Annotated in this window: 24 protein-coding genes; 14 read left to right on the forward strand and 10 right to left on the reverse strand. The window is 64.8% G+C overall.

The genetic code is table 11. The features are described 5' to 3' along the window. The first annotated feature begins 15 nt into the window (after positions 1-15). From P0204_RS17265 to P0204_RS17285, 5 genes are all read left to right on the forward strand, one after another. Positions 16-864 (forward strand): fumarylacetoacetate hydrolase family protein, encoded by an 849-nt coding sequence (locus tag P0204_RS17265; RefSeq protein ID WP_276223977.1) that lies wholly within the window; start codon positions 16-18, stop codon positions 862-864. Positions 865-1200: 336 nt separating this feature from the next. After that, a complete protein-coding gene (locus tag P0204_RS17270) occupies positions 1201-1794 on the forward strand; it encodes a DUF4864 domain-containing protein (protein WP_276223978.1) in 594 nt (197 codons plus the stop codon). Between the two features lie 77 nt (positions 1795-1871). Continuing rightward, complete coding sequence (locus tag P0204_RS17275) at positions 1872-2660, forward strand: SDR family NAD(P)-dependent oxidoreductase (protein WP_276223980.1); 789 nt, start codon at positions 1872-1874, stop codon at positions 2658-2660. An 86-nt stretch (positions 2661-2746) separates the two neighbouring features. Then, entirely contained in the window at positions 2747-3748 is a 1002-nt protein-coding gene (locus P0204_RS17280; RefSeq protein ID WP_276223982.1) for a TIGR03560 family F420-dependent LLM class oxidoreductase, read from the forward strand. A 65-nt stretch (positions 3749-3813) separates the two neighbouring features. Continuing rightward, positions 3814-4839 (forward strand): aldo/keto reductase, encoded by a 1026-nt coding sequence (locus P0204_RS17285; RefSeq protein ID WP_276223338.1) that lies wholly within the window; start codon positions 3814-3816, stop codon positions 4837-4839. A 21-nt stretch (positions 4840-4860) separates the two neighbouring features. Here the strand turns inward: P0204_RS17285 and P0204_RS17290 are convergent, their stop codons facing one another. From P0204_RS17290 to P0204_RS17310, 5 genes are all read right to left on the reverse strand, one after another. Continuing rightward, positions 4861-5205 carry an L-rhamnose mutarotase gene (locus tag P0204_RS17290; protein WP_276223340.1) on the reverse strand — a complete coding sequence of 115 codons (345 nt, stop codon included), beginning with the start codon at positions 5203-5205 and terminating at the stop codon, positions 4861-4863. Positions 5206-5519: 314 nt separating this feature from the next. Continuing rightward, a complete protein-coding gene (locus P0204_RS17295) occupies positions 5520-6413 on the reverse strand; it encodes an SMP-30/gluconolactonase/LRE family protein (RefSeq protein WP_276223341.1) in 894 nt (297 codons plus the stop codon). 165 nt (positions 6414-6578) lie between these two features. After that, complete coding sequence (locus tag P0204_RS17300; RefSeq protein ID WP_276223343.1) at positions 6579-7406, reverse strand: ATP-binding cassette domain-containing protein; 828 nt, start codon at positions 7404-7406, stop codon at positions 6579-6581. Beyond that, on the reverse strand, positions 7403-8410 hold the full coding sequence (locus P0204_RS17305; protein ID WP_276223345.1) for an ABC transporter permease: 1008 nt from the start codon (positions 8408-8410) through the stop codon (positions 7403-7405). Before P0204_RS17305 ends, P0204_RS17300 begins: the two co-directional genes overlap by 4 nt. A gap of 8 nt (positions 8411-8418) precedes the next feature. After that, positions 8419-9633 (reverse strand): sugar ABC transporter substrate-binding protein, encoded by a 1215-nt coding sequence (locus tag P0204_RS17310; RefSeq protein WP_276223346.1) that lies wholly within the window; start codon positions 9631-9633, stop codon positions 8419-8421. A 355-nt stretch (positions 9634-9988) separates the two neighbouring features. Here P0204_RS17310 and P0204_RS17315 point away from each other — a divergent pair, with 355 nt between their 5' ends. From P0204_RS17315 to P0204_RS17325, 3 genes are all read left to right on the forward strand, one after another. Next, positions 9989-10645 (forward strand): transaldolase family protein, encoded by a 657-nt coding sequence (locus P0204_RS17315; protein ID WP_276223347.1) that lies wholly within the window; start codon positions 9989-9991, stop codon positions 10643-10645. A 51-nt stretch (positions 10646-10696) separates the two neighbouring features. Beyond that, the gene (locus tag P0204_RS17320) at positions 10697-11668 is read left to right on the forward strand and encodes a carbohydrate kinase family protein (RefSeq protein ID WP_276223348.1); all 972 of its coding nucleotides are present in this window, start codon (positions 10697-10699) and stop codon (positions 11666-11668) included. Positions 11669-11735: 67 nt separating this feature from the next. After that, entirely contained in the window at positions 11736-12494 is a 759-nt protein-coding gene (locus P0204_RS17325) for an IclR family transcriptional regulator (RefSeq protein ID WP_276223349.1), read from the forward strand. A 191-nt stretch (positions 12495-12685) separates the two neighbouring features. Here P0204_RS17325 and P0204_RS17330 read toward each other — a convergent pair whose 3' ends face one another. The 3 genes from P0204_RS17330 to P0204_RS17340 form a co-directional block, all read right to left on the reverse strand. Next, the gene (locus tag P0204_RS17330) at positions 12686-13141 is read right to left on the reverse strand and encodes a universal stress protein (RefSeq protein WP_276223350.1); all 456 of its coding nucleotides are present in this window, start codon (positions 13139-13141) and stop codon (positions 12686-12688) included. Between the two features lie 132 nt (positions 13142-13273). Then, complete coding sequence (locus P0204_RS17335) at positions 13274-14143, reverse strand: amidohydrolase family protein (protein WP_276223352.1); 870 nt, start codon at positions 14141-14143, stop codon at positions 13274-13276. Positions 14144-14145: 2 nt separating this feature from the next. Continuing rightward, positions 14146-14952, reverse strand: coding sequence for an SDR family NAD(P)-dependent oxidoreductase (locus tag P0204_RS17340; RefSeq protein WP_276223354.1), 807 nt, complete (start codon positions 14950-14952; stop codon positions 14146-14148). A gap of 84 nt (positions 14953-15036) precedes the next feature. Here P0204_RS17340 and P0204_RS17345 point away from each other — a divergent pair, with 84 nt between their 5' ends. The 3 genes from P0204_RS17345 to P0204_RS17355 are packed head-to-tail and all read left to right on the forward strand — an operon-like array spanning position 15037 to position 17625. Next, positions 15037-16212: a mandelate racemase family protein gene (locus P0204_RS17345; protein ID WP_276223355.1), complete on the forward strand. Its 1176-nt coding sequence runs from the start codon at positions 15037-15039 to the stop codon at positions 16210-16212. A gap of 1 nt (position 16213) precedes the next feature. Next, positions 16214-17311 carry a Gfo/Idh/MocA family protein gene (locus P0204_RS17350; protein WP_276223356.1) on the forward strand — a complete coding sequence of 366 codons (1098 nt, stop codon included), beginning with the start codon at positions 16214-16216 and terminating at the stop codon, positions 17309-17311. Between the two features lie 56 nt (positions 17312-17367). After that, complete coding sequence (locus P0204_RS17355) at positions 17368-17625, forward strand: DUF7968 family protein (RefSeq protein WP_276223358.1); 258 nt, start codon at positions 17368-17370, stop codon at positions 17623-17625. Positions 17626-17631: 6 nt separating this feature from the next. Here the strand turns inward: P0204_RS17355 and P0204_RS17360 are convergent, their stop codons facing one another. Next, positions 17632-18498: a fumarylacetoacetate hydrolase family protein gene (locus P0204_RS17360; protein WP_276223359.1), complete on the reverse strand. Its 867-nt coding sequence runs from the start codon at positions 18496-18498 to the stop codon at positions 17632-17634. An 84-nt stretch (positions 18499-18582) separates the two neighbouring features. Here P0204_RS17360 and xacF point away from each other — a divergent pair, with 84 nt between their 5' ends. Further along, positions 18583-20025: a 2,5-dioxovalerate dehydrogenase gene (xacF, locus tag P0204_RS17365; RefSeq protein WP_276223361.1), complete on the forward strand. Its 1443-nt coding sequence runs from the start codon at positions 18583-18585 to the stop codon at positions 20023-20025. A 359-nt stretch (positions 20026-20384) separates the two neighbouring features. On the opposite strand, the gene P0204_RS17370 is transcribed toward xacF, so the two are convergent. Beyond that, positions 20385-21731 carry a 5'-deoxyadenosine deaminase gene (locus P0204_RS17370; protein ID WP_276223363.1) on the reverse strand — a complete coding sequence of 449 codons (1347 nt, stop codon included), beginning with the start codon at positions 21729-21731 and terminating at the stop codon, positions 20385-20387. A gap of 209 nt (positions 21732-21940) precedes the next feature. Here P0204_RS17370 and P0204_RS17375 point away from each other — a divergent pair, with 209 nt between their 5' ends. Then, a complete protein-coding gene (locus P0204_RS17375) occupies positions 21941-23365 on the forward strand; it encodes an APC family permease (RefSeq protein ID WP_276223365.1) in 1425 nt (474 codons plus the stop codon). After that, positions 23365-24069 (forward strand): universal stress protein, encoded by a 705-nt coding sequence (locus P0204_RS17380; RefSeq protein ID WP_276223367.1) that lies wholly within the window; start codon positions 23365-23367, stop codon positions 24067-24069. Before P0204_RS17375 ends, P0204_RS17380 begins: the two co-directional genes overlap by 1 nt. Positions 24070-24240: the final 171 nt, after the last annotated feature.

Raw genomic sequence — 24240 nt, forward strand, 5'->3', positions numbered from 1 at the left:
CGACAGTATACCGTGATGAAATTCGTCAGATACACGACCGGTGGGGCTCCGTCGTGGGGCATCCATCGCGACGAGGAGATCGTCCCGCTCGCGGGACTCAGAGAGGAGATCACGTACCAACAGTTGACCGACGCTGGCTTCCTCCGAGTCGTCGAAGACGCCGCCGACGCGATGGAAGCAACGGCCATCCCGGCGTCGGAGACGACCCTGCTTGCACCGGTTCCTCGGCCGGGCAAGATCATCTGTGTCGGACTGAACTACCACGACCACGCTGAGGAGCAAGACGAGGACGTACCCGAACGCCCACTCCTGTTCGGGAAGTCAGGAACGTCGGTCACGAACCCCGGTGATCCGATCGTCCACCCCGCCGAACTCGACGAAGTCGACTTCGAAGTCGAACTCGGTGTGGTCATCGGCCGGACTGCAAAGGACGTTTCCACTGCTGACGCGCGGGACTACATCGCCGGTTACACCGCGATAAACGACGTGAGTGGGCGGGACGCACAGTTCGACGACGGGCAGTTCTTCCGTGGGAAGAGCTACGACACGTTCGCACCGATAGGGCCGACACTGGTCCCGGACGACCGGCTCGACCCGTCCAGTCTGGACGTTGCCTGCCGTGTCAACGGCGAGACGATGCAGTCGTCGAACACCGAGGAGTTCATCTTCGGCGTCGAGGAAGTCGTCTCCTACATCAGTGGGATCACGACGTTGCGGCCCGGTGACGTCATCTCGACGGGAACCCCCGGAGGGGTCGGTATCTTCCGTGACCCGCCGGAGTTACTCGAACCGGGTGACACTGTCGACGTCGAGATCGAGGGCATCGGGACGCTGACCAACCCCGTCGTCGCCGACCGGGACTGACGGCCATCCGGTCGTTTGGCCGCTTTCTACCTATCGAATCACTTCGTTCACCGTTTCACGAGCTGATATCGCTGAGAACGGCCAATTACTGCAGGACACTGGCGTATTTGGCGATGGGTAAATTGAATACATCCCTATCACCTGAATTATCGGGGCTTTGTCTGTGTATTCTCCCGATAGCGTCTATACCTGACTATCTTTGACCATATATACCGAATAATTGCCGATGAGTGGGGAGTAAACCCTCTCCATACTTTAACCGGCCGAGCAGGACCCGAACGGAAGAGCAAAGACGCGTGCTACCGTGTGGCGTATATGGACCGAGGCCGTGCGTGTGTGACGCTCGCTGTCGTGGCCCTCTGTCTGGGTCTCGGCGGGTGTCAGGCCGTGTTCGGCCCCAGTGAGTCAACGCCGGCACAACCCGTCACGCCGGCACCGGTGCCCACCACCGAGACACCGGCACCGACGCCCCCGCCGAACGGCCGCGCACTCGGCGGTGTCTGGCTGGGGCAGTGGAGCGAGTTCGAACCCGAGTCGGCGGCTGCGTATCGAGACGTACAGCGGACTTGTGAGCGTCCACCAGCACGGGTGGTTCACATCCAACTCGGTGCGCTACTCACGGACAACGGAACTCGGCGCGGGATCGAAACGATGTGGCGGTTCCTCTCGCCCGACACTCGCCGGAGTTTCGGTTCCGTCGAGAGCTACGTCGAGACGGTCCGAACACGGTATCGGCCACTTCTCGAAGCGGAGTCCGTGACCCACAGGCCGGTGGAGCGAAACGGGCGCGTCGCGGTCCAGCCGTTCCGGGTCAACGACGACGGGTCGACGACGACCTACCACTGGCGTGTCGAACGGCAGCGAACACCGTCCGGCGAGGAGTGTTGGCTGACAACGGCCATCGCCGAAGCGCCAGGTGAAACTATGTAGTGTCGATAGCAACCGACAGCGTCGGCATCGGCCGGCGACGCGGACACCGTTAAGTCACTGGCTGTAAATCTCTAGCTATGCCTGGAGAGCGACACGCAGACCGGACAGTTATCGTCACCGGTGCGGCGAGTGGGATCGGACGCGGTATCGCACGGCGGTTCGGCGACGAGGGCGCGAACGTCGTCGTGGCCGACGTTCGGCGAGAACCGAAACAGGGAGCGCGCTACGACAGCGACGTAACCACCCCGACTGACGCCCTCATCGCCGAGGAGACGGCCGGCGATGCCACGTACGTCGAGACCGACGTCGGCGACCCCGACAGCGTCGCCGCGATGGTCGAGACGGCAGTCGAGACCTACGGCGGGGTCGACGTCCTCGTCAACAACGCCGGCATCCAGATCGACGGGGACTCCCAATCGACGACGATCGAGGAGTGGCAACGCTCCATCGACATCGACCTGAGCGGGGCGTTCTACTGCGCCAAGTTCGCGGTTCCCCACCTCGTCGAACGCGAGGGTCAGATCATCAATATCGGTTCTGTCCGGGGGTTCGAAGGCGGCGGTGGCCCACCATACGCGGCGGCGAAAGGTGGCGTCGTCAACATGACACGGGACCTCGCGATCGAACTCGGGCCGGACGGCGTCCGTGTCAACTGTATCAACCCCGGCTACATCGAGACGCCGCTACAGGACATCAACACCGACGAGGACGTCGCCAAAGCGGAGGAACACACGCTCGTGCCCCGCTTCGGGAAACCGGAAGACGTCGGTGACGCTGCCGTCTTCCTCGCCAGCGACGAGGCGGAGTTCATCACCGGCGCGAACCTCGCGGTCGACGGCGGCTGGCTCGCACACAGCGGGCTGTGAACCGCCTCGGGGTCACGCCCGAGGGCACTCGTCTCGCTTACCTGTCGACCCCAAACAGTTATTCGCCGTCCGGTACCAGTCGACGTATGCAGTTCGACTGGATGGTCCAGTGTTATTCGGGCGCTGGCGTTCACCGAGACACTCCGATGCTCGATACGCTCGACCGGGAGACGGTCCTCCAGGGCGTGGACACGGCCGTCGACACCGGCCTCGAAGGATTGTGGGCACCAGACCACTTCATGCTCGGCCCGAAAGCCGAGGAGTTCGAGGTCTGGACGCTCCTGAGCGCGCTCGCCGAGCGGACCGAGGATGTCGACCTCGGGCCGCTGGTGGGGTCGATCACGTACCGCAACCCAGCGCTGCTGGCGAAGATGGCGACGACGGTCGACGTCCTCTCGGAGGGACGGCTCCGGCTGGGGCTGGGGGCCGGGTGGCACGAGGAAGAACACCGCGCCTACGGCTTCGACTTCCCCGACGTGGGGACCCGGATCGAGATGCTCGAAGAGGGTATCCAGGTCGTCAAGGCGATGTTCACCGAGGCGGAGCCGACCTTCGAGGGGGACCACTACACGATCGACGGGGCGCTGAACGAGCCGAAACCGGTCAGCCAGCCCCACCCGCCGATCGTCGTCGGCGGCGCGGGGCCGAAGATGCTCCGCCTCGCCGCCCGCCACGCCGACGAGTGGAACGTCGAGATCAGCGGCCGCGCCCGCGGGCGCTCCATCGAGTTCAAGGCCCGGAAGTTCGACGAGTACCTCGAAAACGAGGGGCGCGATCCAGACGAGGTCGACCGCTCGTGGCTCGCACACGTCCTCGTCCGGGAGGACGAAGCCGCCGTCGAGTCGGCCGTCGAGGAGATCTTCCCGCTCCCGTGGGGCGAGGAGTCGGACATGGACGACCAACTCACTGACGCCGCCGAAGCCCGGGAGAAAGGGGACATGCTCATCGGGACGCCCGCCCAGGTCGCCGAGCAGATCGAGGGTATCCGCGACCTCGGCTTCGAGAAGCTTCAGTTGCTCTTTCTGGACTTTCCCGACTCCCGTGGGATGGAGCTGTTCGGCGACGAGGTCGCCCCTCAGTTCAGGTAACGGCCCACCGAACCCGTCGTCGGGATGGAAAACCGTTTTACAGAGCCGTCCGAATGACTGGTACGATGGATTACAGACAGCTCGGCAGCACAGGGACTCGTGTCTCGGAACTCTGTCTCGGGACCTGGCGCTTCGGCAAGGAGACAAACGGCGTGGTCGAGACGGGACGGGAGGAGGCCCACGAACTGCTGGACGCGGCCTGGGAGCGGGGGATCAACTTCATCGACACGGCGAACGTCTACGGCTCTCCACACGGCACCAGCGAGGAGTACATCGGGGAGTGGCTCGAAGAGTACGACCGGTCGGACTTCGTCATCGCCTCGAAGGTGTACTTCCCGTTCGACGGCTGGGGCGACCCCGGACCGAACGACTCCGGCTTAGGCCGGAAACACATCCGCGAACAGGTCGAAGGGACCCTGGACCGCCTCGGGACCGATTACCTCGATCTGTACTACATCCACCGCTGGGACGAGGACAGCGACATCGAGGAGACGCTGCGGACGCTCAACGACCTCGTCCGCGAGGGGAAAGTCAACTACCTGGGTGCGTCGACGATGGCGTCCTGGCAACTGACAAAGGCCCTCTGGAAGTCCGAGGTCGAGGGCCTCGAACGGTTCGAGGTCACCCAGCCGCTCCACCACGCCGGCTACTACGAGGACGTGAGCGACTACCTCGACGTGTGTGCCGATCAGGAGATCGCGGTCTGTCCGTACTCGCCGCTCGCTGGCGGCTTCCTCACCGGGAAGTACGAACGCGCCGACCCCGAGGACCCGGAGGCCGTCGAGGCACCCGATGGCGCTCGGGGGAGCTTCGACGACTTCTTCGACGACTACTACCTCTCGGAACGGGGCTGGCACGTTCTCGACGAGATCCGGACGATCGCCGACGAGGTCGACGCCACGCCCGCGCAGGTGTCGCTGCGCTGGCTGATGGAGTGGGACGAGTTCACCTGCGTCCCCATCGTCGGCGCGCGCACGACCGAGCAACTCGACGAGAACGTCGCCGCGACCGAAGTCTCCCTCTCGGACGCGCAGTGGGACCGCATCATGGACGCCCGCTACGACCCCGACGGGAACCTCTGGGGCCACTGACGGCGGCGTCGGAACCCGGTCTCACTCGTCGTCGGGTTCGAACTGCCAGACCCGTTCCATGAACGGGATGCCCGATTCCGGATCGGCGTCGGCGTCGACGCCCGACCGTTTGAACTGGCCGGTGTACCGTTCCCAGTCGGCGACGGCCTCGTCGCCGTCGACGGCGTCGAGGTAGGCGTCCAAGTCCGCACACTCCAGGATACAGACCGCGATGTCGTCCCGGACGTATAGTTCGAACTCCTCGACGCCGCCCCGTTCCATCGCGTCGGTCACGCCCTCGGGGACCTGGTCGTGGGCCTCGACGTAGGCCTCGCGCTGGTCGGGGTCGAGTCGCTGGACGTAGACGGCGCGTTCGGTATCTGCCATACCCGGTTCCACTCGGGGCTGGCAAATCAGCGTTTCGGAGGCAGCAGTGGGTGTTAGTGAGCCCCCGGCGACAGCCGCACCGAGTCATACGACGGCTCCCCGGGTTCTCGAACTGGCTGTCCGAGATCGGACTGAACGTCGCCGTCCTGGGGTGGGGTCCCCAACTCGGACCGCGTCCGCCTCGGTTGCGAGGACCGGGACGAGGACAGCGAGTGTTCAAACAGTTGCTCCGAACTGCGGGGAGGTCGACATCCCGGTCGTCCGCTGGGACTGGATGGCCGGCGTCCGCTGGGCGCGGGGCGACGGCTGCCGGCTCAGGGGACGACGGCGGAGCGAAACTCCGGCCGACCGGTCACGCCGAGATCCACGCGGTAGAGACTTCCCGCGCCCGCACCCTCCGTCTCGCGGCTCTCGACGCAGGCCGTCGTCACGTAGGCCGTGTCGTCCTCGCCGGCGAACGTCAGCGACGACACCTTCCGAGGGTCGAACGTGACGGTCCGCTCGTGAGTCCCGTCGGGCGTGAACCGGTGGAGCGCGTTCCCGTCCCAGAACGCCGACCAGACGTGTCCCTCGTCGTCGACGGTCATCCCGTCGGGGTAGCCGTCGATATCGCTCGCGTCGACGAACACCTCGGGGTCGGAGATCCCTCCAGTCGCACGGTCGTAGTCGTACCGGTAGATGTAGCCGGGCTCGGCCGGGTCGACTTCGCAGGTGTCGGTGAAGTACAGCTGTGACAGGTCGGGTGTGAACCCCATCCCGTTCGGGAGCACACAGGACTCCCGGACGAGCGTGAACGTCCCGTCGGTGTCCAGCCGATAGAGCTGTCCGGGGAGATCCCGCTCGGTATCGGGCATCACACCGGCGAAGACCCGCCCCTCGGGGTCCGCGATGACGTCGTTGAACCGCTCGTGGAAGCGGCCGGGGTCCGGGGAAACGACCGTCTCGGTCGTCCAGTCGTCACGGGAGAGTCGTCGGACTGCACCAGCCTCCTGGAACAGCAACAACGAGCCGTCTTGCTGGACGGTGAACCCGCCGATCCGCTCGCTGTCGTCCCGGTAGACCTGTTCGTAGTCGTCCGCTGCCGGATCGTACCGATAGAGGCGACCTCTCGGGATGTCACACCAGTAGACGTGCTCGTCGTCGGGATGGTACAGCGGCCCCTCGCCGGTCTCACATTCGATGTCGACGACCTGTTCGGGCGTGCTCATACCGGACCAACGGCCGTCGGGACCGAAAAACCGAGGGGTCAATGACCCGGGATTTACGGGTTCTACCGAGCGCGTCGCTTCCCGGTGGTCTTCAGTACCGCACTCACGAGTCGCTACGCTTCCCGTTCGTTAGGCCCGAGGAACCTCCCCACGGTCGGTTCCTCGCTAGTCGTCGAGACGCCCGCTCGACAGCGTCCCGGTCGTCATCAGTTCGTTCAGCTCTTCTAAGTTCGTCTCGTCGGGTTGCTTGATGTCGACGAGCGAGCCCCGGAAGAGGACGCCGATCCGGTCGGCGTGATTCAGCACCGACTCGATGTTGTGGCTGACGATGATGATCGTGATCCCCTGGTTGGCCAGTTTGTCGATGGTGTCTTGGACGAGCCGGGTCGCGTCGACCGACAGCGCGCTCGTGGGCTCGTCGAGGACGATGACGTCCGGATCGAACGCGAGTGCCCGGCCGATGGCGACGAGCTGTCGCTGCCCGCCCGAGAGGAACTCCACCTCCGTCTTGATGTCCACGTCGCGGCCGAGCTGATCCATCATGATCTGTTCGGCCCGCTCGTAGGTCTCGTCCCAGTCGATGATCCGGAACGGACCGAACCCGTTCCGCGGGAACTGGCCCATGAAGATGTTCGTCGCGATGTCGAGGTCGTCCATCAGCGCGAGGTCCTGATAGACCGTCTCGATACCCTTGTTGCGGGCCTCCGAAGGGTTACTGAAGTTGACCGGCTCGCCGTCTTTGTATATCTGCCCCTTCGTGGGTGCGTGGACGCCGCTGAGCATGTTCATCAGCGTCGACTTGCCGGCACCGTTGTCGCCGACGAGCGCGAACACCTCCGAAGACTGGATGTCGAGTGAGACGTCCTCGACGGCGACGATACGGCCGAACTGCTTGGTGAGGTTCTCCGCGCGCAGCTTCGGAGTTCCGGCCGTCCCGGTGTCGGTGCTCTCCGCGTGGTGCTGTTCCGTCGTCCCCTCGTCTTCGACGCTCATACCGCACCACTCGCGAGGATGCGAGCGCGGAGCTTGCTCTGCGTGCTGTACAGCAGGATCGCGGCCAACAGGACGATGCCGTTTATCATCTGGATCTGTGTCGCGCCGACGACCGGACTGTTGTTCAGCGCCGACTGGATGACCTGGATGAGGATGACGCCACCGAGCGCGCCGGTGATCTTCCCTCGACCGCCGAAGAGACTGATACCGCCGATGACTGCGCCGGCGAACGCCTGGAACACGAGTCCTTCGCCGATCAACGGCGGGACGACGCCGACGAACCCGGTCAGCATCAGGCCGGCGATCGCCGACAGCACGCCGCTGATGGTGTAGATGAGGATGATGAGCCGCTCGGTGTCGATCCCCACTTCGCGGGCGGAGTGTTCGGAACTCCCCAGCGCGTAGACCGCCTGGCCGAAGGAGGTGTACCGCAACACCAGGCCGGCGATCAGGAACGCGACCAGCATCACCGCGATCGCGAACTCGGGCGTCGCACCGACCTGCGTGTACAGGGCCGGCAGGCCCGTGACTGGCTGGGTCTGCATCGCCGTCTTCGCGCCCTCGAAGATGATGAGGAACGCCAGCGTCTGCAGGAACGGGTTCAGTCCCACTTTCGCGATCATCACGCCGTTGACCAGGCCGATGAGCGACCCGACCAGCAGGATGACGCCGAAGCCGATCCACGGGCTGGTCGTCACCGACCAGCAACTCGGGCAGGTCCCGAGGAGCATCCCGGTGAACATCGCCGAGAAGCCGGCGATCGACCCGATCGAGAGGTCGAAGTGTCCCGACAGGAGACAGAGGCTCTCGGCCAGGACGAGCAACCCGATCGGGACTGCTCCCCACAGGATCAACTGGGTCGACCTGAACGTCTGGGGCACGAACACCAGTACCCCGAGCAGGACGATGGCCAGTATCGGCCAGATCATGTTGTCTAACAGTGTCAGCATCACGTCGTCCCGGTCCCCGAAGGTCCGGCCGATGAATCCTTGTTCCGTTGCCATCTGTAGCGTTAGCCCCAGACGTTACCCCAGAGGAACGGCTGGTCGAAGTTCTCCTCCGTGATGACGATGCTGTTGGTCCGGAACCACGGATGGTCGTTCTGTTCGCGCATGACTCCGGGCTCCCAGATCGGTTCCGACCACATCTCGACGCCCTTGTGCTGGCCGGACTCGATGGTCAACTGGTCTGCGGTGACCTCCGATCCCACCTCCGGGATGACGCTTTCGTCCATCCCGCTCTCGACGTACTCCCGCATGTAGTACATCGCGATGGGGTTGTAGAAGTAGTTGGGCTGGTCGACTGCCGCGTCGATCATCCCCTCACCGACCAGTGGGTTCACCTCGGGACTGCCGTCCATCTGGGTCAGGCAGACGTGGCCGTCCTCCCCTCGCGGGACCAGCATATCGAGGTTGCGCAACGCCCCCACGACACCGAGGCCCATCGAGAGGTTCCCCGAGTAGATCCCGTCGACACGACCGTTCGCCTGGATGTACTCCTGGACGGTCGACTGGGCGACGTCGCGGGCGAACTCCCCGTTGAGCGTCTGGGCGACTTCGACGTTGTCCTGCTCTGCGATCACGTCGAGGAACCCCTGCGAACGCTGATTGGCCGACTGGTTCCCCTGGGGGCCACGGATGTTCAGCACGCGGTAGGAGTCCTTGTCGGGGTACTGCTCGTCCAGCGCCGTCACCATCTCCTCGCCCGAACTCGCGCCGCCGTCGTAGTTGCTGAAGCCGACGTACAGCGGGATCTCCGAGCTGGAGGTGTCGGCGTTCGTCGCGAACACCGGCGTGCCACCCTGGATCGCCTGGTTGATGGCCCCTTCTGCAGCGCCGGTCTGCCAGACGCCGACGAGGATCGCGTCGTGGTCGCTGTTGGCGAACTCGCGGATGTCCGAGACCTGCTTCTGTGCGCTCTGTTGGTTCGGCCGGACGTCGAGTTCGATACCCTGGTCCTCCGCGTAGAACTCCGCGGCCTCGATGTAGGCCGTGATCCAGGAGCCACCACGGACGTACGCGGACATCCCGATCTTGTCGAGGGAGTTGCCGCCACCGCCACTGCCGCCGTCCCCAGTGGACCCGCCGTCGCCGCTCCCCCCGTCACCGCTTCCACCGTCGCCGCTTCCACCGTCGCCGCCGCCGTTGCCACCACACCCCGCAAGTGAGATGGTTGTTATTGCTGCGCCGGTCGCTTTCAGGAACTTTCGCCTGTCACTACCTCGCATGTTATACTGATTTATCTCGGTACTACATAAAGATTGTCGATGATAGAGGATGCAAAACCGGCCGTTACGCAGGCGATTGCGTCCGTCTGTCCGGCCTCAGTCTGTGCGGGCGTGGATTCTTTGCGAACAGTTGTGTTTGAAAATATAGTACCATACCGAATCCGACAGTAGCGAGGTCTTCGGGATAGAACCCCAGTACTGCGGGTCTATGGTAACTGAAGGACGATGAGAGATAGCATACCATGTTTGTTCGGTGTGTGTTTTTGGTAGAGCGATGAACGGATCGACAAGGCGAGCGGACCGATACTCCCAGCCGAGCAATAGGTTCATGCAACCGGCTACCGAACGTGGCGCTGTGAATCTCTATATCGACACGGCGTCGCCGGAACAGATCCGGGCCGCTGACCGACTCTGTTCGATAGACGGCGTGACGACGAACCCCTCGATCGTCGCCGGGACGGACCGCCGATACCGGGAGGTCGTCGAGACCGCAGCCGGGATCACCGACGGACCGGTGTTCGCGCAGGTGCTCGCCGAGGACGCGGACGGGATGGTTCGCGAGGCGCGTGGCTACCAGGACTGGGCGGACCACGTCGTCGCGAAGATTCCGGCAACACGGCCGGGGTTCGAGGCGCTGGGACGGCTCCGTGCCGATGGGATCCCGGCGGGGACGACCGTGGTCTTCACCGTCGAGCAGGCGGTGCTGGCCGGAAAAAACGACGCGACCTTCGTCGCTCCGTACGTCGGGCGCATCGACGATTCGGGTGCCGACGGACTCGCGACGACCCGCCGCATCCAGTCGATCTTCGACACACAGGGGTTCGAGACGGAGGTGCTCGCGGCGAGTATCCGAAACACCACGCAGGCGACCGCTCTCTACGAGGCCGGGGTCGACGCGATCACACTGTCGCCGTCTGTCCTCGACGACCACGTCGGCGCCCCGGAGACCGACGAGAGCGTCGCTGGCTTCGCAGCCGACTGGGGCGACCGTGACCCCCCGCTGTCGGAGTGAGCGCCGGAACCCGGACGAATCACTAAATACTGGTGGGTTCAATCGGACCTCATGACGACGGAACCGACAGTCCTGGTCGCCGGCGACACGCTCGTGGATTTCGTCCCGCGTCACCCTGGTCCACCGGGCGACGCCGGCGGATACGAACCGTCTTTCGGGGGGTCTGGTGGGAACGCCGCGATGGCGTTGGACCGACTCGGCGTCCCACCGCTGTGCTGGACGGGGCTAGCCGCCGACGGCCTCGGGGAGTTCCTCCGGGCGCACTTCGAAGCCTCCGACATCCCTTCCGACCTGCTCGTGACAGACGAGACAGCGCGGACGACGGTCGCACTGGTCAATCACGACGCGCAACGGGGGCCGTCGTACGTCTTCTACCGGGAGCGGGGAGCCGACACCAGACTGCAACAGGGAACCGTCTCGGACGACACCCTCGACTCGGTGTCGTGGGTCCACACGACCGGCGTGACGATGAGTGTCGAGCCGAGCCGATCGGCGACGCTCGAACTCCAGTCGCGGGCCAGCGACCGCTGTACCGTGTCGCTGGACCCCAACTGGCGGCCCGATATGTGGCACAGCAGCCACGAGTTCCGTGCCGTCGTCCGCGGCGCGCTACCGGATGTCGACGTCGTCACAGCGACGCCGGAGGAGCTATCGGTGGCGGGGTTCGAGGCCGAGGAGCCCGGGGAACTGGCGCGTGCCGTCGCCGACGAGGGACCACACACTGTGGTCCTGACCCTCGGAGACGCGGGCGCGTTCTGTTACGGTACCGACGACAGCCCAGTGACCGGGCAGGTACACCACGGAGGATACGACGTCGATCCCGTCGACGCCACCGGGGCCGGTGACGCGTTCCTCGCAGCGTTCATCGCCGCACTGACACACGGTGTCCGGGACCCGAACCGTGCGCTGGCGCTCGCGAACGCCGCCGGCGCTGTCACGACGACACAGGCCGGTGCCGTAACGGCGCTGACTGGACCCGACGCGCTCCGAGAGTTCCACGACGACATCCCCTGGCTGTCGTAGTGCCTACCCGGACGGCTGTTCCGCTCTAGTGAACAGAGCTTTGTGGGTGGCGGTTCCCCATCACTGTATGGGAGAGGAAAACACGATCACCGCAACCAAAACGTCGCTGCGGATCATCGAGTCGCTGAAACGGTTGGACGGAGCCGGTGTGACGGCGGTTGCCGACGACCTCGACATCGCGAAGAGTACGATCCACAACCATCTCCAAACGCTGGAGGGCGAAGGGTACGTCACGAACGAAGGCAGTGTCTACCGCGTCGGACTGCGGTTTCTCGAACTGGGAGAGTACAAGCGCAACCGAATGGACATTTACGAGAAGGCCCGCCCGGAGGTCGCGGCCCTAGCCGAAAAGACGGGCGAGATGGCCAACGCCGCGGTCGAGGAACACGGCGAGGGCGTCTACATCACCCGTGCCGAGGGTACCCAGGCTGTCGCAGTCGATACGTACGCGGGCAAACGGGTGAAGCTTCACTGTACGGCACTCGGGAAGACGATCCTCGCGGAGTTACCCGAGGAACGCGTCGACGAGATCGTCGACATCCACGGTCTCCCGGCCCGCACGGAACACACCATCACGGACCGGGCGGAGCTGAAATCGGAGCTCGCCGAGATCCGGGAGCGGGGGTACGCATACGATCGCGAGGAGCGGCTCTCGGGGCTGCGCTGTGTCGCCGCCCCGATCGTGCCGGAGGGCGGGGAGTTCGTGGGGGCACTCAGCGTCTCCGGGCCGACGACACGTATCGAGGGTGACCGCTTCCACGAGGAGATCCCCGAACTGCTCCGGTCGGCCGCAAACGTCATCGAAATCAACCTCGTGTACTCGTGATCGCTCGGACGAATGTTCGGTCGAAGTGCTATGCTGTTCCGCTCTACTGAACGCCGGCGTTGATACAGCGTACCGACCGTCTCACCGACCCGTATAACAAAGGTACGCATGTTACGTTAGCGTCCGCTACCGTTCTTTTCTGGCGGTAGCACGTTCACTTCTGCGGAACAAGTGGGGTTCGATCCTCCCACCTACTCCCGCTTGACGTATAGCACCGGTACGGGAGCGTTCAGGAGGGTCTGCTGGGCGTGGTCACCGAACACCGCCTTCCCAGTCGGCGACCGCTTGGTCCCCCCGACGACGGCCACGTCCGCGTCGGTCTGTTCGATCTTTCGCACGATCTGGTCCGCTGGGTTCCCGCCGGAGACGCCCCCGATATTGTAGTCGATACCCAGCGACTCCAGCCGGTCGGCCGGCTCCCGGACGCTCTCGTGGCGCTGTGCGACCTCGTCGGCCGTGAGCCCGCTGGTCGTCGTGTCGATGTCCATCTGTTCCATCATCGTCTCGTAGTCGTCCCGCGGAAAGACATACAGAAGGGAGACGGTCGCGTCCGAGGGTTCCGCGAGGTCGATGGTAGCGTCCACGAGGGTGTCCAGGCTGTCACGGTCGTCCGGCCCGATTGCCAGCAGTATCCGGTCGTGTGCCATACGAGAGGTTTCGTGTGACGGCCAATTAGGTGTTTGGGGTCTTCACCGGCGGCAGCCGGTACCGATAGCAGTCTCACGGCCGGGAGCGGGAAGCCAACTCTCCCGTCTCGACACGTTCGATAGTGGCCCCGGTCACACTCCGTGGACCCGTTCGAACGTCCGGTGAGCCAGATACGAATAGTCCCGTGCCGAGAGGAACGGCGCTTCCTCGACCCACGACAGACAGGCCTCGTACTCGGCCCAGTCGTCCATCCACGGGTAGTCAGACCCGAGCAGCAGACGGTCGGGGCCGAACCAGTCCGCGAGCTTGCGAACGTAGCCCCACAGATCTTCGTAGGGCCAGTTCTCCTCGCTTGAGCGGGGGAGCGAGCTTACTTTGACCGCGACGTTGTCGTGGTCGGCCACCGCCTCGAAACCCGTCCAGGGCGCGGCATCCGGGGCCGTCGTCTCGTCGGGAAACGCCATGTGATCGACGACCAGTTGCACCTCCGGGTGCCGTTCCGCGAGGGTTGCGACCATCGAGAGCTGTTCGGCCTTCGGGAAGACGAACACGGTCGTCCCCAGCCGGGCGGCCTCGTCCCAGACCGGTGCCAGTTCGTCGTCGAGAATCCAGTCGGCGGTCCGGTTCAGTTCCGTCGAGTGCTCCTCGTAGTCGAGACACGCGTGCATCCGGACGCCCAGCATCCGGTCGTGGCCGACGACACGGCGCAGCGCCGCCCGCACCTCGTCGGGGTCGCCGTAGAAGTCCATCAGGCCGACCCCCCACAGACGGTCCGGGTACGCCTCGATTGACCGCATCGTGTACTCGTTGGCCCGGACGCCGCGGCCGTACATCGGCGTCGTCACCGTCACTGCCTCCTCGACGCCGGCAGCGTCCATGTCCTCGATCAGATCGTGGGCGGTGTAAGGCCCCTCCCAGCCCGGCGGGAGGACCCTCTCGGACCAGGGCAGTTCCGCGGTGTCCGGTCCCCAGGTGTGGGTGTGGGTGTCGACGAGACGCATGGTCACTCCAGGTTGCCGCCCCCGCTGACACGGACGATGTCGCCGACGACGTAGTCAGCGCGGTCGCTCGCGAGCCACAGCACCGCGTCGGCGAGGTCCTCGGGCTGTCCGAGCCGGCCCAGCGGCCGTTGCTCGCCCCGGGCTCGCAGTATCTCGTCGGCCGTCCGGTCGGGGTGGTCCGTCGCCTCCTGTTCGGCCTCGTGGCGGAGCTGTGCCGTCTCGGTCACGTCGGTCGAGACGGCGTTCATCCGGATACCGTGTTCGGCCAGTTCCTGAGCCATCCGCCACGTGAGGCCGTTGATACTGGTCTTCGAGATGCCGTACAGCCCGAACGGACCCGTCCGGCGGTCGCCGGCCTGGCTCGTGTGGTTGACGATACAGCCCTCGATGTCCTCGTCGATCATGTGCCGGGCGACCCGCTTTGCGGCGTAGTACTGTGCGCGGACGTTGACGGCCATCGTGTGGTTCCACTGTTCGAGGTCCGAATCGACCAGCGACTCCTCCTCCGGCCAGACGGCCGCGTTGTTGACGAGCAGGTCGACCTGGCCGAACTCGTCGATGGTCCGGTCGACGAGCGTATCGATGTCGTCGGTCGACCCGACATCCGCTGAGATACCGACGACGCGACCCGAGCCCCGGTCGCCGAGTTCCTCGGCGGTCGACTCCACAGCCGACTCCGTCCGGGAGTTGACGACGACGTTGGCGTCGGCGTCGGCCAGTCCAGCGGCGATTCCCCGACCGATTCCCTTCGTGGAACCGGTAACAATTGCGGTCTCACCGCTGAAGTCGTAGCTGGTGTGTCCGACCATGCAGGGTGGATACTCGCCACGGCGAAATGAAACCACCGGTGGAAGGCCCCATGTTTATCTCCCCCGGTGTCACAAGGATAGAGTATGGCGCCAGAGATAACTAGCATCGAGTCCGTCGAGTTCGCCTATCCGATCGAGGACGTCGGGACAGACCAACACGGGTTCAACCTGGTGTACGAACCGGGTTCGGTCACCGAGCGGAAACTGTTCGGCCTGAAGATCCACACTGACGAGGGGATCACCGGGGAGTACGTCGGCGGCAACTCTCCCGGTGCAGCCCAGATCAACACCTTCGCCGACTACCTCGTCGGGAAGAACCCGCTGGACCGGGAGCGACACTGGAGCGAGGTGAAACGGGCGCTCCGGAAGTACGACCGGATGGGGATCGGCCCCATCGACATCGCCCTGTGGGACTACGCCGGCAAGAAGTACGACGCCCCCATCCACGAACTGCTCGGGACCTACCGGACGCGGTTCCCCGCCTACGCCTCGACCTATCACGGGGACGAGAACGGCGGGCTGGACACGCCGGAGGCCTTCGCCGACTTCGCCGAGGAGTGTCACTCGATGGGGTACGGCGGTTTCAAGATCCACGGCTGGGGCGGCAGCGAGGGGTCCCGCGACCTCGACCGCGAGGTCGACGCGGTCCACGCCGTCGGCGAGCGCGTCGGCGACGAGATGGACCTGATGCACGATCCCGCCTGCGAACTAGAGACCTACGCCGACGCCCTGAAACTCGGTCGCGCGCTCGACGAGGAGGGCTTTTTCTGGTACGAGGACCCCTACCGCGACGGCGGGGTCTCCCAGCATGCCCACCGGAAACTCCGACAGACCCTCGACACTCCCATCCTCCAGACCGAGCACGTCCGGGGCCTGGAGCCGGCAACCGACTTCGCCGCCAACGAGTCGACCGACTTCCTGCGGGCAGATCCCGAGTACGACGGCGGGATCACCGGCGCGATGAAGCGGGCGAAGGTGGCCGAAGGGTTCGGGATGGACGTGGAGTTCCACGCGCCGGGACCGGCCCAGCGACACTGTATCGCGGCGATCCGCAACACGAACTACTACGAACTCGCCCTGGTCCACCCCGACTGTCCGAACACCCAGCCGCCGGTGTACGAGGGCGGCTACTCGGACATGCTCGATACGGTCGACGACGACGGCATGGTCGAGGTCCCCGAGGGGCCGGGCCTGGGCGTCGACTACGACTGGGACTACATCGAGGCAAACGCCACCGGCAGCGTCCACACCTACGAGTGATATGACCTACAGAGCTGGCATCATCGGGACTGGCGGGATCGCCGGGATGGGTATCCTCGGGATGCACGACGAGGAAGACATCGGCCAGAAGAAGGTCAAGGCCAGCCACGCCGGAGGGTACGACGCGACCGAGGGCGTCGAACTGGTTGCCGTCGCCGACGTCGACGAGGAGAAACTCGACCGGTTCGGTGAGGCCTGGGAGATTCCATCCGACAGGCGGTACGTCGGCCACGAGTCGATGCTCGCGGCGGAGGACCTCGATATGGTCTCGGTCTGTACGCCGTCGTATCTCCACGCGGACCACGTCATCGACGCCGCCGAATCGGCGGCCGATCCCGGGCTGATCTGGTGTGAGAAGCCCATCGCTTCCTCGGTCAGCGACGCCGAGGAGATGGTCGCCGTCTGCGAGGAGACGGAGACGGAACTGCTGATCAACCACTCGTTCCGGTTCACGACGAAACTCCAGCAGCTCAGGGAGCTCATTCAGAACGAGAATCTCCTGGGCGAGGTCCACTCCGTCGCTACACAGTTCCGGATGGAACTGTTGCGCAACTCCACACACCTGCTTGACACGCTGGTGTATCTGCTAGACGCCCGTGCGGAGCGCGTCTCCGGCTACATCACCGGCGAGAACGAGGCAGTCGATTCGCTGAAAGCGGGGGAGCGTGTCGACGACGCCGGCGGCGGCGGGTTCGTCGTGATGGACGACGGGAGCTTCGTCACGATCGACTGCACGATCCCTCGGGAGGCGTCCTCGATGACGCTCCAGTTCGTCGGCAGCGAGGGCAAACTCTACCTCAACAACGACGACGGGGAGTGGCGGTACTGGCGGCTCGACGACGGCACCCACGTCGAGGCCGACCTGCCGGGAATCGAGAGTGCCTGGACGTGGGACGAGGACTACCGCGACGCCTTCGCCAACGCCGCTGGCGACGCCGTGGCTGTCCTGGACGGGGCCATCGAGAACCCCTCGACGGGTGAGGAGGCGACCCGATCGCTGGAGATCATCGCCGGCTTCTACATCTCTCACTACACCGGCGGACAGGTGTCGGTCCCGCTGGACCGCCCGCTTCGGGACGTGAATATCACCTCCTGGTAACTCAGGCCCACGAGAGCGGGCGGAAGTGTTTTTTCGGCTCGGCGCTCAACGTCGGTATGCCTCCCGACGCCGACCGCGTCGTGCTCGCCTACACCGGAGACGACGCCGTCGCCGAGGAACTACGCGAGACTGTCTACGTGCAGTACCTCCGCCGATCGAAGGCCGGTCCGGTGGCGGTCGGCGACGAGTGGACCGAGGTCGTGCCGGACGGCTGTGGCGAGACGACGGCAGTCACGCTCCGGGTGCGCGCAGTCGAGGGCGGCCACCGGATCGGCCCGGAGACGGCGTTCGACTACGAGCGGAGCGACGGCTGACCGGGATCAGACAGTCGTCACGTCGTTCGTGAGGCCACCGATGTTTTCGATGTCGATGTGGATCTCGTCGGCCGGTGTCAGCGTGAACCCTTCCTCCGGAACGAGCGAGGTCCCCGTCAGGAGGACTGCCGACTCGGGGACGGTGTTGTGCCGACGGAGGTACGAGACCAACTCCTCGCAGGTCCGGACCATCTCCCCGGTCGAGGTCTCCCCCTCGTAGACCGTCTCGCCGTCGCGTTCGACGGTCATCGTCATCGTGAGATCGTGAGGGTCCCCGACGGCATCGGGTGTCGCGACACACGGGCCGAGCGAACAGCAGCGGTCGTACACTTTCGCCTGCGGGAGATAGAGCGGGTTCTGGCCCTCGATAGAGCGGCTGCTCACGTCGTTGCCGACGGTGTAGCCGACGATATCGCCCTCGTAGAGGACGATCCCCAGTTCGGGTTCGGGGACGTTCCATTCGGAGTCCCCACGGACACCGACGGCGTCGCCCGGACCGACCACTCGGTCCCAGGTCGCCTTGAAGAACACCTCCGGACGCTCGGCGCCGTAGACATCGAGATACATCTCCGGCATCCCGCTCTCCGCTTCGCGGGCCTGCTCGCTGATCTCGTAAGTGACCCCCGCCGCCCACACCTCGTCGACGAGAGTCGGGACACCGACGGCCGTCTCCTCCGGAACAGCGATCGTCTCGGTCGCGTCGATGAGGTCGCTGGCCACCTCGTCGACGGTCCGATCGCTCACGTTCGCGACGTACGCGAGGTCTTCGAACGCTGTCACGTTCGGCCGGACGGCAGTCAGGTCGTAGGCGTCGGCGCCCGCCCTGGCAACGAGGCGGGGACCGCCGGCTCCGACTGTCCGATAATATCGCATACGTTTGACTGTGGTGGGCATCGACTTGTCGGTTCCGATGCTCGTCCCAAAGCTTCTCGTAAGTCGACCGCGTCAGTGCGGTTGATGACGGAAACTTACCACAACTACGTGGACGGCGAATGGGTCGCCGCTGACACCGGGGAGACCTTCACGGTCCACAACCCTGCAGACCGATCGGACATCGTCGGCGAGTTCCAGCAGTCGGGGACAGCGGACGCCGAGGCGGCCGTCGAAGCCGCTGCCGGGGCGAGCACAGCGTGGGCCGACACGCCTGGCCCGGAGCGGGGGCGCGTTCTGCGCGCGACCGGGCAGAACCTCGCGGACCGCAAGGACGAACTCACCGAGACACTCGTCCGCGAGGAGGGGAAGGCCCGGCCCGAGGCGGCCGGCGAGGTCCAGCGCGCCATCGACATCTTCGCGTACTACGGCGCGAAAGCCAGCGACCTCGGGGGCACGGTGAAAGCCTCCAGCAGCGAGAACACGCGGCTGTACACGGTGAACGAACCACTGGGTGTCGCGGGTCTCATCACCCCGTGGAACTACCCGGTTGCCATCCCGGCTTGGAAGATCGCGCCGGCCCTGGCGACGGGGAACACGATCGTGTTCAAGCCGGCCTCGCAAGCCCCCAACGTCTCGCGGAAGCTCGTCGAGTGTCTGGACGAAGCCGGGCTCCCCGACGGTGTTCTCAACTACGTCACCGGCCCCGGCAGCGAGGTCGGCAAAACCTTCTCGACACACGAGGCCGTCGACGCTGTCTCGTTCACGGGGAGTTCGGCGGTCGGCGACACCGTCGGCGACCAGGCACAGGAGACCGGCAAGCGGATCCAACTGGAGATGGGCGGCAAGAACCCCGCCGTCGTGATGCCCAGCGCCGACGTGGACGAGGCCGTCGACATCGCCGCCAGCGGGGCCTTCGGCGTCACCGGACAGGCCTGTACGGCCACCTCGCGGGCGATTGTCCACGAGGATATCTACGACGAGTTCGTCGAGGGCGTCGTCGCCGCGGCCGAGGCCATCGAAGTCGGTCCGGGACTGGACGGGGCCGAGATGGGGCCGCAGGTCAGCGAGAGCGAACTCGACAGCACGCTGGAGTACGTCGACATCGGCGTCGACGAGGGAGCGACCCTGGAAACCGGCGGCGGTGAGGTCGACGCCGGCGACGGCTTCTTCGTCGAACCGGCCGTGTTCTCCGATGTCGAGCCAGACATGCGGATCGCACAGGAGGAAATCTTCGGGCCGGTGCTTGCCGTCATCCCGGTCGGAAGCTACGAGGAGGCCGTCGAGGTCGCTAACGGCGTTCGCTACGGCCTTTCGGCCAGTATCGTCACGCAGGACCTCTCTGAAGCCAACCAGTTCGTCGGGGATTCCGAATCCGGCGTCGTGAAAGTCAACGAGAAGACGACCGGACTGGAGTTACACGTCCCCTTCGGCGGGATGAAAGACTCCTCCAGCGAGACCTACCGCGAACAGGGCGACGCCGGACTCGACTTCTACACCATCTCGAAGACGGTGTACATGAACTACTGACGGGGCGCCTCCGAGGAGCGGTCCCGTCGAGGGAATCGGGACAGGTCGATTTCCGACTCGACCTGGAACATCAAGACGGAGATCCCGATGACACCACGATAGAGCGGAACCCCTTCGAACGAGTGGGTCGAACGAACCAGTATTCGAGGACGCCTTCGGATAAATAGAGGTGGATGTGAAGATATCGTCCGAAATATCCAGATGACATCTCGTAAATGGGTGGATAGATTCATTCACTCCGTGTTTGTGTCGGACTATGGCACTACTGGAACTATATTAGGATGATTGTACCTAGAATCACGGATACTACTTCTAATATGCCCATCTATCTGTCTAAAACCTCAGCGGTAGGGAATGGGTTACCGGTCCGAGGTGGGTCCGTCGCCCTCCGAGCGCATCCGTGGGTGGCTGAGATCGAGCGATTCCGCGACCTCGTTTGCCGACCGTCTGATCCCGTCCGCGTCTGCGCTCTTTACCTCACCGTCCTCCATGAGTACCTCGCCGTCGACCATCGTGAACTCGACATCGTCGCCCCGGGCAGCGAAGACGATGTACGACAGCACGTCGTAAAGCGGGGTCGCACGGGTTCCGTCGGCCGACAGACCGACGATATCGGCCCGCCAGCCGGGTTTCAGTTCGCCGAGGCGATCGAACCCGGCGGCTTTCGCCCCGTTTACCGTCGCCATCTCGAAGATGGTTTGGACCGGCGTCACCGTCGGATCGAGTCGATCGACCTTCTGGAGGGTGCTCGCCTGTTTCATCTCGGTGAACGGATCGAGCGTGTTGTTACAGGGCGGGCCGTCGTTGCCAAGCGCGACGTTGATCCCGCGGTCGAGATAGTCGACGATCGGGGCGATGCCACTCGCGAGCTTCATGTTCGAGGTCGGGCAGTGCGTGACGTTGGTCCCGGTCTCGGCCAGCAGTTCCCGTTCGGACTCGTCGGTCCAGACACAGTGTGCGAGGACGACATCCTCGCCGGTGAGTCCGACCTCGTCGAGCCAGTGGATGTTCCGCTTCCCGGTGTCATCTTCGATGGTCTCGATCTCGTCGCGGGTCTCGCTGGCGTGGGTGTGGATGCGGACGCCGTCGTGTTCGTCCGCGAGTTCGCGTGCTCCCCTGAGACACGCTTCTGAACAGGACACGGCGAACCGTGGCGTCACGGCGTAGCGGATACGGTCGTCGAAACTTCGGTGGTAGTCCTCGATCAGCGTCTCCGTCCGGTCGAGACCGACCTGCGTCTCTTCGAGGAGCCCATCGGGCGCGTGCTGGTCCATCAGTACCTTCCCCAGCAGTCCCCGAATTCCCATGTCGCCGGCTGCCTGGAACGCACGGTGGGCGTGGTTGACCGAGAGGTGATCGACGACCGTCGTCGTCCCCGTCTCGATGAGTTCGAGATAGCCCAACCTGGCCGCGACTTCCATCTCGTCGGCCGTCAGCGACGCTTCCATCGGCAGGACGGCGTCGAACAACCAATCGAGTAGCTCCTGGTCGTCCGAGAGACCCCGTCCGAGGCTCTGGACGGAGTGGATATGGCTCCCCACCAACCCCGGCATGACGACGCCGTATCGCTTCGTCCTGTGGTCGGGATACTGATCGGCGAGCGAGGCCCGATCACCGACAGCAACGATCTCGGCCCCCTCGACGACGACAGCCCCGTCCTCGATGACCGTCGTCGAATCCTGCAGGACGGTTCCTGATAGCAACATCCACTCGGAGTAGTATCGACACCGGAAAAAAGGCAGGGGGAGGACCGTTGCCCGAACCGTCCGTCGGGAGCGCTCCGGGCCGCCGACCTTCGTAACACCCGTTGTCCGTTTTAGATATGGCTGGGACTCTCGACTATCGTCGGCTCTCCGGACGCCGGCACGAGACAGCCCCGTACCTATTCCCGGCCCGGAGATGAAACGCCACACACATGAGCAGCGAACCGACCGGAACCAACATCGAGGGGACGGCACCGGACGCAGAGCACGTCGTCGAGACCGACGAGGCGACGATCACGGACGACGCCGAACTCGAACGGACGATCGGGCTCTCAGGTGGGCTGGCTATCGGGATCGGGACGATGATCGGCGCCGGGATCTTCGTCTTTCCCGGGCTGGCCGGCGCGGAGGTCGGGGCGGCCGCCGCGGCGTCGTTCGGGGTCGGCGGCGTCATCGCACTCCTGGTCGCACTGCCGACCTCCGAGTTGGCGACGGCGATGCCGAAAAGCGGTGGGGGGTACTACTTCATCTCCCGCGGGCTGGGGACGCTTGCCGGAACTGTCATCGGACTCTCGCTGTGGCTCGGGTTGGTGTTCGCGACGGCGTTCTACTTAGTCGGCCTGGGCTTTTACGCGCTGGACGGCCTCGCCCTGGTCGGGATTACCGTCGGTTCGAGTCCGGAAACCATCGTCTCCGGGATCGCAGTCGTCGCCGGGATCGGGTTTACGGTGTTGAACGTCACTGGGACGGAGAACGCGGCGAAACTCCAGAACGGGATCGTGGCGTTGCTGTTGTCGATGCTCCTCGCGTTTCTCGCTTTCGGGATGGCCGACGCACTCGGGTTCGTCGACGCCGGTACCCCGCCCGGGGAAGCCAGAGACGTCTGGGCCATCGGACCGATCATGTCCGTGGCCGCGCTGGTCTTCACGTCGTATCTGGGCTTTGCCCAGGTCGCGACCGTCGCGGGCGAGATGAAGTCGCCGGGACGGAACCTCCCGCTGGCGATGATCGGCTCGGTGGTGATCGTCACGGCGATGTACGTGTTGACGATCTTCGTGGCGACGAGCGTCTTCACCCAGGACGCGCTGGCAGCGGCTGGGGAGACCGCGATGGTCGAAATCGGCCGCGCGTTACTCGGTACTCCCGGTGCGCTCGTGATCATCGTCGGCGGCCTGTTAGCGACGATGTCGTCGGCCAACGCCTCGATTCTCAGCACCTCACGGGCCATCTATGGGGTCTCGAAGGACGCACTCCTCCCGCGGTGGGCCAGTCGGATCAACCTCAAATACGGAACGCCACACGTCGCGCTCGGGATGGCCGGCGGCCCCGTCATCGTCTTGGCGGCGACCCGACAGGTGCAGTTACTGGCCGAAGTCGCCTCGTTCCTCCACCTGATCATGTACGGGTTGATGTGTGTCGCGCTGGTGGCGATCCGTCGGGACGAACCGGACTGGTACGATCCGGACTTCACGGTCCCGGGTGGTCCGGTGATCCCAGTGATCGGCGCAGTGGCGAGTTTCGGTCTCATCGCGTTCATGGACCCGTTCTCGATCGTCGTCGGCATCGGCGTCATCGGTGCCACAGCCGGGTGGTACTTCTATTATGCCCGCGATATACGTCTCAAAGGAGCCCTATAATGACTCGCGTACTCGTCCCCGTCGAAGTCCTGGCCGGGAAGACGGTCTCACCGGGACTGATGCAGCTGCTGGGAACGGTTGACGTAACCGTCCTCGGCTACCACGTCCTGCCGGAACAGACGCCGCCGGATCAGGCTCGACTCCAGTACGAGGAGCGTGCGACCGCCGCCCTGGAAGATCTGGGCCAGGAGTTCCGGACTGCCGGCGGGGCAGCCGATCACCGGCTCGTGTTCACCCACGATCGAGAACAGACCGTCGACCGCATCGCCGACGAAGTCGGTGCGCGAGCGCTCGCCATCTCCGGAGTAACCGGCGACATCGACAGTTTGCTCGTCTCGTTGTCCGGTGACGTTGCGGTCGATCGGATCCTCGATTTCGTGATCGAGGTAATCGGTGACCGCGAGATCGGTGTCACGCTGTTGCTCGCCGGCCAACCCGAAGCCGGGTCGGACGGCCGGTTAGATACTGCCGCGTCCCAGCTCCGAGAAGCCGGAATCGACGTCGAAACGTCGGTGTCGACTGGCTCCCCGTTCGAGTCGCTGATGGATTCGGTCCCGAACCACGACGCTATCGTCATGGGCGAATCCGCGCCCTCGCTGCGGTCGCTCGTCTTCGGCGACGAATCCGAGCGCGTGGCTGCGGCGTCGGTCGGGCCGGTCCTGGTCGTCCGGAGCGACGAACCGTCCGACGACGAAGCGGTGTAGCGTCCCCCAGAGCGGAACTGACAACGAATCACTGTCTCACAGCCAAGCGTGTCAGGAACTCGGTTCCGGCTCACCAGAACCAGAACTGTCACGGTCGCGGATCGGGATCGGTCACGGGGAGCGTGGCACATCGAGGACAACCACACAGAACCCATATACGCCTGAGAGACG

Source organism: Haloarcula halophila, assembly GCF_029278565.1.
Taxonomy (GTDB): domain Archaea; phylum Halobacteriota; class Halobacteria; order Halobacteriales; family Haloarculaceae; genus Haloarcula; species Haloarcula halophila.

What these genes read in the sequence shown, in the direction of transcription:
- xacF (WP_276223361.1), top strand. Translation starts at nt 18,583, where the DNA reads ATGACGGAAACTTACCACAACTACGTGGACGGCGAATGGGTCGCCGCT.
- P0204_RS17265 (WP_276223977.1), top strand. Translation starts at nt 16, where the DNA reads ATGAAATTCGTCAGATACACGACCGGTGGGGCTCCGTCGTGGGGCATC.
- P0204_RS17275 (WP_276223980.1), top strand. Translation starts at nt 1,872, where the DNA reads ATGCCTGGAGAGCGACACGCAGACCGGACAGTTATCGTCACCGGTGCG.
- P0204_RS17305 (WP_276223345.1), bottom strand. Translation starts at nt 8,410, where the DNA reads ATGGCAACGGAACAAGGATTCATCGGCCGGACCTTCGGGGACCGGGAC.
- P0204_RS17350 (WP_276223356.1), top strand. Translation starts at nt 16,214, where the DNA reads ATGACCTACAGAGCTGGCATCATCGGGACTGGCGGGATCGCCGGGATG.
- P0204_RS17380 (WP_276223367.1), top strand. Translation starts at nt 23,365, where the DNA reads ATGACTCGCGTACTCGTCCCCGTCGAAGTCCTGGCCGGGAAGACGGTC.
- P0204_RS17370 (WP_276223363.1), bottom strand. Translation starts at nt 21,731, where the DNA reads ATGTTGCTATCAGGAACCGTCCTGCAGGATTCGACGACGGTCATCGAG.
- P0204_RS17310 (WP_276223346.1), bottom strand. Translation starts at nt 9,633, where the DNA reads ATGCGAGGTAGTGACAGGCGAAAGTTCCTGAAAGCGACCGGCGCAGCA.
- P0204_RS17360 (WP_276223359.1), bottom strand. Translation starts at nt 18,498, where the DNA reads ATGCGATATTATCGGACAGTCGGAGCCGGCGGTCCCCGCCTCGTTGCC.
- P0204_RS17320 (WP_276223348.1), top strand. Translation starts at nt 10,697, where the DNA reads ATGACGACGGAACCGACAGTCCTGGTCGCCGGCGACACGCTCGTGGAT.
- P0204_RS17375 (WP_276223365.1), top strand. Translation starts at nt 21,941, where the DNA reads ATGAGCAGCGAACCGACCGGAACCAACATCGAGGGGACGGCACCGGAC.
- P0204_RS17285 (WP_276223338.1), top strand. Translation starts at nt 3,814, where the DNA reads ATGGATTACAGACAGCTCGGCAGCACAGGGACTCGTGTCTCGGAACTC.
- P0204_RS17300 (WP_276223343.1), bottom strand. Translation starts at nt 7,406, where the DNA reads ATGAGCGTCGAAGACGAGGGGACGACGGAACAGCACCACGCGGAGAGC.
- P0204_RS17335 (WP_276223352.1), bottom strand. Translation starts at nt 14,143, where the DNA reads ATGCGTCTCGTCGACACCCACACCCACACCTGGGGACCGGACACCGCG.
- P0204_RS17345 (WP_276223355.1), top strand. Translation starts at nt 15,037, where the DNA reads ATGGCGCCAGAGATAACTAGCATCGAGTCCGTCGAGTTCGCCTATCCG.
- P0204_RS17340 (WP_276223354.1), bottom strand. Translation starts at nt 14,952, where the DNA reads ATGGTCGGACACACCAGCTACGACTTCAGCGGTGAGACCGCAATTGTT.
- P0204_RS17330 (WP_276223350.1), bottom strand. Translation starts at nt 13,141, where the DNA reads ATGGCACACGACCGGATACTGCTGGCAATCGGGCCGGACGACCGTGAC.
- P0204_RS17325 (WP_276223349.1), top strand. Translation starts at nt 11,736, where the DNA reads ATGGGAGAGGAAAACACGATCACCGCAACCAAAACGTCGCTGCGGATC.
- P0204_RS17355 (WP_276223358.1), top strand. Translation starts at nt 17,368, where the DNA reads ATGCCTCCCGACGCCGACCGCGTCGTGCTCGCCTACACCGGAGACGAC.
- P0204_RS17280 (WP_276223982.1), top strand. Translation starts at nt 2,747, where the DNA reads ATGCAGTTCGACTGGATGGTCCAGTGTTATTCGGGCGCTGGCGTTCAC.
- P0204_RS17290 (WP_276223340.1), bottom strand. Translation starts at nt 5,205, where the DNA reads ATGGCAGATACCGAACGCGCCGTCTACGTCCAGCGACTCGACCCCGAC.
- P0204_RS17295 (WP_276223341.1), bottom strand. Translation starts at nt 6,413, where the DNA reads ATGAGCACGCCCGAACAGGTCGTCGACATCGAATGTGAGACCGGCGAG.